This window comes from Microvirga medicaginis (assembly GCF_052658925.1).
The window spans coordinates 22746-34747 of sequence record NZ_JBQWEL010000030.1; the positions used below are offsets into that span (position 1 = coordinate 22746).

14 protein-coding genes are annotated in these 12002 nt (G+C 60.2%); 5 read left to right on the plus strand and 9 right to left on the minus strand.

Going from position 1 to position 12002, the window contains the following annotated elements:
- Positions 1-101 precede the first annotated feature (101 nt).
- Both ACUXUR_RS24595 and ACUXUR_RS24600 read right to left on the minus strand, forming a co-directional pair.
- A complete protein-coding gene (locus ACUXUR_RS24595; RefSeq protein WP_445504978.1) occupies positions 102-1100 on the minus strand; it encodes an LLM class flavin-dependent oxidoreductase in 999 nt (332 codons plus the stop codon).
- 164 nt (positions 1101-1264) lie between these two features.
- The gene (locus ACUXUR_RS24600) at positions 1265-2353 is read right to left on the minus strand and encodes a TRAP transporter substrate-binding protein (protein WP_445504979.1); all 1089 of its coding nucleotides are present in this window, start codon (positions 2351-2353) and stop codon (positions 1265-1267) included.
- Positions 2354-2705: 352 nt separating this feature from the next.
- Between ACUXUR_RS24600 and ACUXUR_RS24605 the strand changes: the two genes are divergently transcribed.
- On the plus strand, positions 2706-3434 hold the full coding sequence (locus ACUXUR_RS24605) for a hypothetical protein (protein ID WP_445504980.1): 729 nt from the start codon (positions 2706-2708) through the stop codon (positions 3432-3434).
- 174 nt (positions 3435-3608) lie between these two features.
- Here ACUXUR_RS24605 and groL read toward each other — a convergent pair whose 3' ends face one another.
- Entirely contained in the window at positions 3609-5237 is a 1629-nt protein-coding gene (gene groL, locus ACUXUR_RS24610; protein WP_445504981.1) for a chaperonin GroEL, read from the minus strand.
- 50 nt (positions 5238-5287) lie between these two features.
- Positions 5288-5602 carry a co-chaperone GroES gene (gene groES, locus ACUXUR_RS24615; RefSeq protein ID WP_047189369.1) on the minus strand — a complete coding sequence of 105 codons (315 nt, stop codon included), beginning with the start codon at positions 5600-5602 and terminating at the stop codon, positions 5288-5290.
- 235 nt (positions 5603-5837) lie between these two features.
- On the opposite strand from groES, the gene ACUXUR_RS24620 reads away from it, so the two are divergent.
- Positions 5838-6059, plus strand: a complete 222-nt coding sequence (locus ACUXUR_RS24620) for an alkylphosphonate utilization protein (RefSeq protein ID WP_445504982.1) — start codon at positions 5838-5840, stop codon at positions 6057-6059.
- 238 nt (positions 6060-6297) lie between these two features.
- Here the strand turns inward: ACUXUR_RS24620 and ACUXUR_RS24625 are convergent, their stop codons facing one another.
- The 5 genes from ACUXUR_RS24625 to ACUXUR_RS24645 form a co-directional block, all read right to left on the minus strand.
- Positions 6298-6831 (minus strand): SRPBCC family protein, encoded by a 534-nt coding sequence (locus ACUXUR_RS24625; protein WP_445504983.1) that lies wholly within the window; start codon positions 6829-6831, stop codon positions 6298-6300.
- The gene (locus ACUXUR_RS24630; protein ID WP_445504984.1) at positions 6824-7192 is read right to left on the minus strand and encodes an ArsR/SmtB family transcription factor; all 369 of its coding nucleotides are present in this window, start codon (positions 7190-7192) and stop codon (positions 6824-6826) included. Before ACUXUR_RS24630 ends, ACUXUR_RS24625 begins: the two co-directional genes overlap by 8 nt.
- A 64-nt stretch (positions 7193-7256) precedes the next feature.
- Complete coding sequence (locus tag ACUXUR_RS24635; protein ID WP_445504985.1) at positions 7257-7478, minus strand: SlyX family protein; 222 nt, start codon at positions 7476-7478, stop codon at positions 7257-7259.
- Positions 7471-8229, minus strand: a complete 759-nt coding sequence (trhO, locus tag ACUXUR_RS24640) for an oxygen-dependent tRNA uridine(34) hydroxylase TrhO (RefSeq protein WP_445504986.1) — start codon at positions 8227-8229, stop codon at positions 7471-7473. Before trhO ends, ACUXUR_RS24635 begins: the two co-directional genes overlap by 8 nt.
- Positions 8230-8418: 189 nt before the next feature.
- Positions 8419-9828: an amidase gene (locus tag ACUXUR_RS24645; protein WP_445504987.1), complete on the minus strand. Its 1410-nt coding sequence runs from the start codon at positions 9826-9828 to the stop codon at positions 8419-8421.
- Positions 9829-10163: 335 nt separating this feature from the next.
- On the opposite strand from ACUXUR_RS24645, the gene ACUXUR_RS24650 reads away from it, so the two are divergent.
- The 3 genes from ACUXUR_RS24650 (at position 10164) to ACUXUR_RS24660 (ending at position 11948) form a co-directional block, all read left to right on the plus strand.
- Positions 10164-10895, plus strand: a complete 732-nt coding sequence (locus tag ACUXUR_RS24650) for a Crp/Fnr family transcriptional regulator (protein ID WP_445504988.1) — start codon at positions 10164-10166, stop codon at positions 10893-10895.
- A gap of 170 nt (positions 10896-11065) precedes the next feature.
- Positions 11066-11347: a hypothetical protein gene (locus ACUXUR_RS24655; protein ID WP_445504989.1), complete on the plus strand. Its 282-nt coding sequence runs from the start codon at positions 11066-11068 to the stop codon at positions 11345-11347.
- A gap of 160 nt (positions 11348-11507) precedes the next feature.
- Positions 11508-11948 (plus strand): hypothetical protein, encoded by a 441-nt coding sequence (locus ACUXUR_RS24660; protein ID WP_445504990.1) that lies wholly within the window; start codon positions 11508-11510, stop codon positions 11946-11948.
- Positions 11949-12002 lie beyond the last annotated feature (54 nt).

Below are 12002 nucleotides of genomic sequence, written 5' to 3' on the forward strand. Positions count from 1 at the left end.
TCATCCCCAGACTTGTTCCGGGGATCCACGTCTTTGATGCGCCGTGTTTCCAAAGACGTGGATGGCCGGGACAAGCCCGGCCATGACGGGGATAGGATATCCTAGGCGGCTTTGCTCATCGCCTTCTGCACATCTGCCAGGATCTCGTAGGAGCGCAGGCGCTTGCCGTGATCGTAGATGGCCGAGGCCACGATCAGTTCATCCGCACCCGTCTGTTCGATGAAGCCTTCAAGACCCTCGCGCACGGTCTCAGCCGAGCCAACGAAGGAGCAGGCCAGCATGTTGGAGGCCTGGACCTTCTCGGCTGGCGTCCAATAGGTCTCGATGTCGTCGATGGGCGGCTGGAGCTTGCCGCGCGTGCCGCGGAACATATTGGTGAAGGCCTGCTGCGCCGAGGTGAAGAGAACTTTCGCCTCCTCGTCCGTATCGGCGGCGATCACGTTCACGCCCACCATCGCATAGGGCTTGTCGAGCTGGGCCGAAGGCTGGAAGCGCTCGCGATAAACCTGCAGCGCCTGGAACAAGGCATTCGGCGCGAAATGCGAAGCAAACGCATAAGGCAGCCCCAGCATGGCGGCGAGCTGCGCGCCAAAGAGGCTGGAGCCGAGAATCCAGATCGGAACATTACTGTCGGTGCCCGGCACGGCCTGAATGGCCTGGCCCGGCTGCAGCGGCCCGAGCAGCGCCTGCAGCTCCAGCACATCCTGCGGGAAGGTATCGGCGCTCGTCGGATCGCGACGCAGCGCGCGCATGGTGCGCTGGTCGGTGCCGGGAGCCCGGCCGACCCCGAGATCGATACGACCGGGGAACAGCGCATCGAGCGTTCCAAACTGCTCGGCGATGATCAGCGGCGCGTGGTTCGGCAGCATGATGCCGCCTGCGCCCACGCGGATCGTCCTAGTGCCGCCGGCCACATGCGCGATCACGATGCTCGTCGCAGCGCTCGCAATCCCGATCATGTTGTGGTGCTCGGCGAGCCAGAAACGGTTGTAGCCCCATCGTTCGGCATGCTGCGCCAGATCGAGAGAGTTCCGCAGCGCATCGGAGGCCGTCGAGCCTTCCGTGATATGCGCGAGGTCGAGGATGGAAAACGGAGGCATGGGCAAGGATCTCTCAAGCGGGCCGGACGACGGGAAGTGTTCAGATCAGCACTCTGCGCTCTTGATACAACCCCCGAAGCCCCTCTCCCGAAGCACAGCAGCCTTGCATAAGAAAAACCCGGCGCATTCGGCGCCGGGTTTTGGAGTTTTAGACTTCTCTAGGATTAGCCGCGGGTGCGGGCCCGGATCATGTAGCTGTCGAAGGCGTACTCGGCCACTTGGAACCAGAGATATTCCTCATTGCGGAAGGCACGGATCGACTCGATGATCTTCTTGAAGTCCGGATTCTGGGCGGAGATTTCCGCATAAACCTCGTTCGTGGCCTTGTAGGCCGCGTCGAGAATCTCTGCAGAGAACGGACGCAGCTGTGCGCCGGCAGCCACAAGGCTGCGGAGCGCCGCAGGATTCTTGGCATCGTACTTGGACAACATGTCCATGTTCGCGGCCATGCAGCCCGCCTGCAGGATCGCCTGATAGTTCTTCGGCAGCGACTCCCACTTGGCCTTGTTGAACATGAAGTGGATCGTCAGGCCGCCTTCCCAGAAGCCCGGGTAGTAGTAGAACGGCGCGACCTTCTGGAAACCGAGCTTCTCATCGTCATAGGGGCCGATCCACTCGGCGGCGTCGATGGTGCCACGCTCGAGCGACGGATAGATGTCGCCGCCCGCCACCTGCTGCGGGACGACGCCGAGCTTCTGCATCACCTGACCGGCGATGCCGGCGATGCGCATCTTCAGGCCCTGCAGGTCCTGGACCGTCTTGATTTCCTTGCGGAACCAGCCGCCCATCTGGGTGCCGGTGTTGCCGCCCGGCAGCGCATAGAGGTTGTGCTTGGCCATGAACTCGTTCACGAGATCCATGCCGCCGCCGTGATAGTTCCAGGCATTGAGCTGGCGTGCATTGAGAGTGAACGGCAGCGCCGCAGCTGCAGCGAAGGTCGGATCCTTACCGACGTAGTAGTAAGCAGCCGTGTGGGCCATCTCGACCGTGCCACCAGAGACCGCGTCGGCAGCCTGGAAGGTACCGACGATTTCACCGGCGGCGAAAGGCTGGATCTGGAACTTGCCTTCAGTGGCCTCGGACACGTACTTCGCCAGGAAGTCCGCGCCGCCATAGATCGTATCGAGCGACTTCGGGAAGCCCGAGGTCAGGCGCCAGCGGATTTCAGGATTCGATTGAGCGATGGCCGGCTTGGCGATGGCACCGGCGGCGATTCCGACACCGGCCGTAGCGAGAAAATTACGGCGTTTCATGATTTCCTCCTGTCTTGGATTGCGCCGCTGCTTACGCGACAGCACCGTCTTGAGCAATTCTCCGGAAGACCAAGTCCGCGGATTTCACACCGTTAATACCGCCACTCAGAGGACAGCACGGTTATGTAATATATAGCATCCATCAAAAGGCCGGCTCTCAAGGTCGGATCCCAAAAAACAAGAACAGGTAATCCTCTAATCCGAATTTTCTCCATCTTTATACAAAATACCTCCAACGGGCCTGTCATACTTCAACTTTCGCCACAGAGTCGTCCCATTCGTTAACTGAGCTTGACCTGAGCAAGGGGAGGAGCCGAACGGCCCTTATAAGCGGATGAACAGGACGGGGATTTTGCTCGCAGCGTCAGCTGTCACGCTCGTGGTTATGAGCAGCGGTGCCGAAGCCCGAAAGGTCTCTTACGAGATCAACGGCAAGCGGTATTCGTACAGTACCAATAATCGCGCCGAAACAGAGGAGGCCAAAAAGCGGATTGCGGCTGCCAAAGCATTGGAAGCAGCAAAAGCCAAGGCCGACGAGGAGAGGTCCAAGCACCCTCTGGTCGCGGCCTTCGGCTCGACAACCCAGAGAGAAGCCAAACAGGCCGAGGAGAGGCTCAAACAGCTTCTTCCCGAAGAGACCTCGATCACCAAGCCCTCGCAATCTTCTCCGGAGTCCTCGCAATCTTCTCCGGAGCGCAGGGCGGACCAGCGCGACAAGCGGCGAGACTCCAGGAAGGATAACAAGAAGCGCGACTCGGCCACTGTCCTGGCGGCTCAACAGCCAGCACTGCCCAAGGCATTGGCCGCTGTTGCTCCGCCTCCTGTTGCCGAGCCAGTTAGAACACCGCATCAGGCCAAGGTCAGATCTATCTCCTTTGATGTCGAGACCGGCATCAGGACGATCATCATGGTCGATGGTGCAGTCGAGGAAGAGCCGTTCGATAGCAGCGTCTTGACTCACCTCGTGCCAGAACAGGGACAGGCGAACAGCCTCATGGCCTTCGTGAACCAGCTTCGCAAAGCTGCGCCTGAAGAGACGACCGGCTCCGTCACGACAAAACTCGCGCAACCGGCGCCTTGATGTCCCTGTAGCATCGGACATCAAAACTGAACCTGCACTTTTAGGTCCGGTGCTCTCTTTTTAAATGGCGCATCGTTTATGCGGAAACCGGATCCATTTTTCTGCACGATGCTCCAGCAAAACAAACGGCGCCGCATTGCTGCGGCGCCGTCCAGTTGAGCGAAAGCAAGTTTCTTAGAAATCCATGCCGCCACCGGGCATGGCCGGAGCTGCGGCTTCCTTCTTCGGCTTCTCGGCGATCATGGCCTCGGTGGTGATGAGGAGGCCAGCCACGGACGCGGCATCCTCAAGAGCCACACGCACGACCTTGGCCGGATCGATGATGCCGAACTTGTAGAGGTCACCGAACTCGCCGGTCTGGGCGTTCCAGCCAGCCGAGTACTCATTAGCCTCGGCCACCTTGCCGACGATCACCGAGCCGTCCTCGCCCGCGTTGAGGGCGATCTGGCGAGCCGGAGCCTGAAGCGCGCGACGCACGATCTCGACGCCGGTCTTCTGGTCGTCGTTGGCGGGCTTAACGCCCTCGAGCGCCTTCAGCGCACGCAGCAGCGGAACGCCGCCGCCCGGCAGGATGCCCTCTTCCACCGCCGCCTTGGTGGCGTGCATGGCGTCATCGACGCGGTCCTTCTTCTCCTTCACCTCGACCTCGGTCGCGCCGCCGACGCGGATCACCGCGACGCCGCCTGCGAGCTTGGCCAGACGCTCCTGCAGCTTCTCACGGTCGTAGTCCGAGGTGGTCTCCTCGATCTGCGCCTTGATCTGCTGGACGCGCGCCTCGATGTCCTTCTTGTCGCCAGCCCCGTCGACAATGGTGGTGTTCTCCTTCTCGATCACCACCTTCTTGGCGCGGCCGAGCATCGGAAGCGTCACGTTCTCGAGCTTGATGCCGAGATCCTCGGAGATGACCTGGCCCTTCGTGAGAACGGCGATGTCCTCGAGCATGGCCTTGCGGCGGTCGCCAAAGCCAGGCGCTTTCACGGCGGCGATCTTCAGGCCGCCCCGCAGCTTGTTGACCACGAGGGTGGCGAGAGCCTCGCCCTCGACGTCCTCGGCGATGATGAGCAGCGGCTTGCCGGTCTGCACCACAGCTTCGAGGATCGGAAGCATCGTCTGGAGGCCGGAGAGCTTCTTCTCGTGGATGAGGATGTAGGGATCCTCGAGTTCCACGCGCATCTTCTCGGCGTTGGTGATGAAGTACGGCGAGAGATAGCCGCGGTCGAACTGCATGCCCTCGACGACCTCAAGCTCGGTCTCAAGCGACTTCGCCTCCTCGACCGTGATGACGCCCTCGTTGCCGACCTTCTGCATAGCCTCGGCCAGCATGCGGCCGACCTCGGCATCGCCGTTGGCGGAGATGGTGCCGACCTGGGCGATCTCCTCGTTGGAGGTCACCTTCTTGGCATTCTTCTTGAGGTCCGCCACGACAGCCTCGACGGCCATGTCGATGCCGCGCTTGAGGTCCATCGGGTTCATGCCGGCGGCAACCGCCTTGGCGCCTTCCTTTACGATGGCCTGGGCCAGAACCGTCGCGGTGGTGGTGCCGTCACCGGCGCGGTCGTTCTGCTTCGAGGCGACCTCGCGCACCATCTGCGCGCCCATGTTCTCGAACTTGTCGCCAAGTTCGATCTCCTTCGCGACGGTGACGCCGTCCTTCGTGATGCGCGGTGCGCCAAAGGACTTCTCGATCACGACGTTGCGGCCCTTCGGGCCCAACGTCACTTTCACCGCATCGGCGAGGATGTCGACGCCGCGCAGCATCTTCTCGCGCGCATCGGATGAGAATTTGACTTCTTTAGCAGCCATTGTTCGTCACTCCTTCGAGACGTAACGATATGTGACTCTGATCGTCGGCCTTACGCGGCCTTTTTCTGAGCGGCGGTCTCTTCCAGCACGCCCATGATGTCGCTCTCCTTCATGATCAGGAGATCCTCGCCATCGATCTTCACTTCCGTGCCGGACCATTTGCCGAAGAGCACGCGGTCGCCGACCTTCACGTCAAGCGCGACAAGCTGACCAGCCTCGTTGCGGGCGCCAGGACCCACGGCGATGACCTCGCCCTGCTGGGGTTTTTCCTTGGCGGTATCGGGGATGATGATGCCACCCGCCGTCTTCTCTTCCGCATCGATGCGCTTGACCAGAATGCGGTCATGCAAAGGACGGAACTTCATGAAGCTTCCTCCAATGTTTTCAGTGCGTTAACTGCCATATGCGGAGCTTTCCCGAGCCTCCGCGGTCGAAAATTTGGTTGAGCAAGCTTCACCGTTCAAGAGGGGCTGATAAAATTTTTTGGCACTCGTGAATTCCGAGTGCCAAGCTGGTCCGCAAGAGCCCTGATGGACAAAGGACCAGCCGGGCGGCTATGCCCTTCCCGGCAGGGCGCAAGGCGCGCCCAAGGAGACCGACATGAGCGATTTGGTTGTCAGGGACAGCAACGGAGCCCAGCTGAACGAAGGCGATTCAGTGCAGGTCATCAAGGACCTGAAGGTGAAGGGCTCCTCCACAACCCTCAAGCGGGGCACCGTGTTCAAGAACATCCACCTAACGGATGACGCGGAAGAGATCGAGTGCCGCTCGGCTCAGATCAAAGGTCTCGTGCTCAAGACCTCCTTCGTGAAGAAGGTTTGATGCTTTCTCATCTTCACTCACTGCCCTCATCCTGAGGAGGTCGCTTAAGCGACCGTCTCGAAGGAGGCTTCGGTGCGCTCTGGACACTCCTTCGAGACGCAGCCTGCGTCTGCTCCCCGGATGAGGTTTGTGCGTTGGAGATCCCCAAAACGTCGATGGCCGGAACAAGCCCGGCCATGACGTGATAGCGCGTATTATCTCTCGAACATGCGGCGGCAGAGCCTCACCGCGATTTCGGTCAGGCCGGCAGCCGCCGGTCATATTCGTTCTTCAGGCGAGCCCAACCGTCCCAGAACGCCTCCGGCTCCTTGTCCGCCATGCGTGCCGCCAGAATATCGAGATGCATATGCCAGCCGGCGCTGACGTTCAGCATGGTTGCGCGATCCGGCAGGCGGCGGTGGGTCACGGTGAGAAGCACTTCGCTGCCCTGAGGCTCCAGCTCGAAGGAAACGCCGCCGGTGCTACCCCAGGTAATGGCGAGCTTGCGGGGCGGATCGAGTTCCGTGATCCGGCTCGTCATGCGGTGCTCTTCCGGGAAGCCGGCGGGACGCTGGCTCGGCGGAGAGTTAAGCTCGTCATTGCGCCAGACCAACTCGACGGGTGCACCGATTGTCATTTCCATATGGCCGGCGGCCAGCCACTGGCGGCGCAGCTCGCTTTCCGTGAGATAGGCCCAGACACGTTCGATTGGACCAGGCAAAAGGCGCTGGATCGTCAACGTGGCAGGCTCGGTCAGCACACCATAGGCATCCAGGGTTGCGAGATCAGTCATGGTCGTCTCCTCTCGGGGGTGGGGTTTTGCGGGCATCCTCCTCACGGAGGAGCCGCTCCAGCACATCCAGACGGTCGGTCCAGAAGCGTTCGTAGAAGCTCAGCCACTCATGGGCGCTCGCAAGCGGTCCTGGGTCGAGACGGCACACATGGGTGCGTCCCCGCACCTCGCGACGGATCAACCCGGCATTCTCCAACGCCTTGATGTGCTTCGAGGCGGCCGCGAGCGAAATCTCAAAAGGTTCTGCAAGCTGGCCGACCGTCCGCTCTCCCCCCGCGAGTTCGCGAAGCATCCGCCGGCGCGTGGCATCGCCGAGAGCATGAAAGATGGAATCCAGCTGAGATGTCTGTAATTCAACCATACGGTTGAATATAGACGCACACTTTTAAAAGTCAACCGATTGGTTGAACAATCAGCACAGGACCTCAGTAATGCGGCGGCGGGGGCTCAGGTGCGCGGGGCCCGGCCGGGCTGTCCTCGACCTCCCGGACACGGTCCAGCAATTCGGCGAGCTGGCGCTTGAGCGCGTCGATCTTCTTCCACTGATCGATGACGGTCTGGTTCAGATCCTCAATGACCTGATCCTGATAGGCGACGCGCACCTCCAGGGCTTCCAAACGGGCATTGATGCCGTCAGCGTCACTCATCGGCCAAAAGGCTCCTGTCCTCAGGGCGTTCGACCAAGCCATGGCCAAGGGACACGCGCTCGTCGAAGACGAAGCAGCCGCCGTTCCACCGGCTCTCTGCTTCCGGCACCTCCTCCAGATATTGCAGGATGCCGCCCTTCAAGTGGTAGACCTCCTCGAAGCCCTGGCCCAGCATGTAGGAGCTGGCCTTCTCGCAGCGGATGCCGCCGGTGCAGAACATGGCGACCTTCTTGTGCTTGGAAGGGTCGAGCTCCTTCTTCACGAAATCCTTGAACTCTCTGAACTTCCTGATGCGCGGGTCGACGGCCCCCTCGAAGGTGCCCATCTCGACCTCGAAATCATTGCGGGTGTCGAGCAGAATGACGTCCGGGTTCTCGATGAGCCCGTTCCACTCCGCAGGCGAGACATAGGTGCCGACCTGCCTTGTCGGGTCCGTCTGCGGATCGCCCAGCGTCACGATCTCCTTCTTCAGGCGCACCTTCATCTTGCCGAACGGCATGTCGGAGGCTGTCGAGAACTTGAGCTCCAGATTGTCGAGGCGGCCATGGAAGACCGGGCCGTGCCGCAGCTCGGCCATGAGGGCATCGATGCCCTCCTCCGTTCCGGCCACGGTGCCGTTGATCCCTTCTTGAGCGAGCAGGAGCGTGCCCCTGATCCCGAGATCGGTGCAGAGGGCATGGAGCGGGTCGCGGATCTCCCGGAAGTCAGGAAGCGAAACGAACTGATAGAGAGCGGCAACTTTGTACGTCATGGCCGCTGTTTACCAGCAGGCGGCTCTTTGGAAAACCCGCCACGACGATCCCTGGTGTCGCTCTGGCCGCCATGCCTCCCCGTCATGGCCGTGCTTGTCACGGCCATCCACGTCTTGGAAGCGCGCTAGGAAGACGTGGATCACCGGCACAAGGCCGGTGATGACGTGAGAGGTCACATTGCGTCGTTTCTAGAACTTCGGCCACGCCCGCTTATCGGGACACATCCCTTCCCAGGCATGAGAGAGCCGCAGCACGCCGAGATCGTCGAAGCGCCGGCCGATGATCTGCAGGCCGATGGGCAGGCCGGCTTTCGTGAAGCCTGCATTCACCGAAGCTGCCGGCTGATCGGACATGTTGAAAGCGACCGTATAGCCGATATGCTCGAATGGCTTTTCGGGATCGTGGATCGGTGAAGCGAGCTCCGCCTCATAGGCGACGTTGGGAGCGACCGGCGAGAGAACGAAATCGAAGCGGTGAGTGGCGGCAACCGCCGCGTGGCGCATCACCATCATCTGGTTCATGCCGCTATACACCTGAGCCCCCGTGAGGTTCTTTCCGCCCTCGGCCCATTGCAGGATGTACGGCAGCACCCGCGCGCGCTCCTCTTCACTCAAGGCTCCGATATCCATCCACGCGCGCTGGCGCCAGAAGTCGTCTAGACCGTCGAGCATTTCGCGGGTGACGAAGGGCTTCACTGCCTCAATCGTTGCGCCCGCATGCTCAAAGATTTTCGCAGCATTCTCGACGGCTGCGCGGATTTCAGGATCAAGTGGCAGCCCAACGCCCGCATCCATCATGAGCCCGATCCTGAGACCCTTGATGTCGATGTCGAGATCAAGCCAGGGCCAATCCTGATAAGGCAGACTCATCGGATCGCGCACATCAGGCCGCGTGAGGCTCGTCATCATCAGCGCGGCATCCCGCACCGTTCGCGTCATCGGTCCGGCCACACGTCCATAATAGGTGGGGTCGATGGGAATGCGGCCGAAGCTCGGTTTCAATCCGAACACGCCACACCACGCAGCCGGCAGGCGAATGGAGCCGCCGATATCCGTGCCGATATGCAAGGGCCCATAACCGGCGGCCGCCGCAGCACCCGCACCCGCCGAGCTGCCGCCCGGATTCTTGGACGGATCCCACGGATTGCGAGCGAGCGGATGAAAGCTCGACAGGCCGGATGAAAGCATGCCGTAATCCGGCATCGTGGTCTTGGCGAGAATGACGACGCCATCCTCGCGCAGGCGCGCGGCGGGCGGCGCATCGTCCGTCGCCGGCGTCAGAGGGCGCGCCGCCGTACCAAGCGGCACGGGCGTGCCCTTGGTCGCGATGTTTTCCTTGATGGTTGCGGGGATTCCGTCGAGCGTCCTCGCCTCGCCTTTCATCCTGCGCCGCTCGGATTCTCGAGCGGTCGTGATCGCAGCATCAGGATCGTAGGCATAAAGCGCCTGCAAGCGCGGCTCATAAGCCTCGATGCGTGCAACGACAGCCTTCGTAACATCGACAGGCGAGACTGTCTTGCGGGAATAAGCCTCCAGCAGGTCCGAAGCCGACCAATCGGCCAGATCCGTCGGCAATTGAGAGGATGATTGTGCGCTCACCTGGATGGCCCCGATGCAACATGGATTCGCTTGCAACCCATGCTGCGCTATCCCCTTCTTTACGTAAACAGGGATAGCTCCGATGCCGGCTCACGAAATAGCTGACCGGCAAGGTCATTCATCCGGCGATAGCCGATACCTCCTTTGGGTCGCCTCCAATTGAGGAAAACTCCCAACTTATTGATCTCGTGTGCGTTCTTGCAAACAGAGCAGGCCTGAAAGGCTGTTTACAACTTTCATGATGCAAGTTGACCACCTGAAGTTGCGCAGCCATCTTCTACATAGATTCAGGCCTCATCGGGTTTGGACATCTGCGCGGATCGGTACACCTTGCGATGCTGCATGGTTTCAAGACGATCACCCATCGGAAGAACCGGCTCCTGGCTGCACTGGAGCCTGAGGATTTCAGTATCCTCGAACCTGATCTTGAAATCGTCGAGCTGCCGAAAGGCAAAGTCGTTTACGAGGTCGGCGAGACGGTTCGCCATACTTACTTTCCGCATGACACCATCGTGTCGCTCACAACCGTCCTGGAAAATGGCGGCTCGGTCGAGATGGCAGTGTTCGGACGCGAGGCCATGTTCGGCTTTGTCAGTTCGCGCGTCTCGCGGCAATCATTCGGGCGTTATGTCACGCAATTCTTGGGCAGTGCCTCGCGGATAACAGTCGAGAAACTGACTGAAGCGGCTGGCCAACGCCTGAAGATCCGCCAGATGATTTTGAACTTCACGGAAGCGTTGATGGTACAGACCCTGCAGACGGTCGCCTGCAACGCCGTGCACAGCGTGGAAGCCCGCTGTTGCCGCTGGATCCTGAGCACGCGTGATCGTGTCGATCGCGATGCGCTGCCCCTCACCCATGAGACCCTCGCCGAGATGCTGGGCGTGCAACGCTCCACCGTCAGCAGCGTCACTCGCGCTCTGCAGGTTGCCGGTCTGATCAGTCAGGGCCGAGGTGTCATCACGATTACCGACCGCGCCGGCCTCGAAGAGATGTCATGCGAATGCTACAGGACGATTCGCAGGAGTTTCGAACGGCTTCTCCCCGCCACTTACGATAGAGACTAACGGGCCTTTTGCGGCTTGGCGCCCTCCGGCAAAGCATCAGATCAAATTCGGGCCGCAGATGTGAAAGAAATGCAAAAAGATTTTGCAGCTTTGTCGGATACCCAACAGACGGAGTAACTCTAGGTCATTATCGTCGGAGGTGTTAACGCAAAGTTAATACGAGGCCGCAGATGAATGATATTGAATTTCATAACAATAAAGACCCGGGCAATTTGAAATCCGCCCCAATGTACTCCCCTAACACAAAGCCTTTACTTCAGTCTCTCCTCTCGACCCTGGCCGATATCGACCTCGAATACGAGCAAGCCAAGGACAAGATCAGCAAGAACTCGCCGGATCTAAACTTAAGAATCCGAGTTCTTGAGAAACTGAAGGCGCAACATCAGGAGCGACGCACACCCTATATCCAACAATTGGCCATTCTGCAGGAGAGCATGATACTGCCCAGATAAGCATGGCAAGCCATACGACTAAACAAATACAAGTACAGAGTCAGAATTCATAATTTCTAAACGAAAGCGACTCTTCGGGGCCAAAAGCAAAAGCATCGGGTCATGGGTATGCTCCCACAGATCTGAGCCTGTTTTCCGACTTCCTTGAGGGAATGAGCCAATGACCGAAGAAGAAATTGAGATCGTCGCGGAAGAACTTGCGAAAATCGGTGGCGTTTCCTGGTACCCGGGGCGCGAGAAGGGAACCCTGATGCGGGTGGTCTCCGACCGCTATCGTGATCGGGCCCGTGTCGCCATCGAGGCGCTCGACCGCTACCGGGCCAGCAAAAAGGCCTCCATTGTTCAGGACAACGGCCATCGCGAGCCCTATGCCCCGCACCATCCACCCTATGCAGCTTCCCAGGACGAGATCAGGCCGGGTAGCACAGTGGTTTATCGCCCTCCCGGTGACCGTCGGGCCTATCCCTGCCGCGTCGTCGAGATCGAGGGCAGCCGTGCCTATTTGGCTCCCATCCTGCGGGCCTGCACGGATTGGGTCTCGATCGAACACCTGACTCCCCAGGGTGAGATTCACCAATTCAGCGCGCGGGATAAGAGTTAACGGCACGAACCAGGCGACTTTCGGTGCGAGGGCTCATTCCCGCCGGAAGCCGCC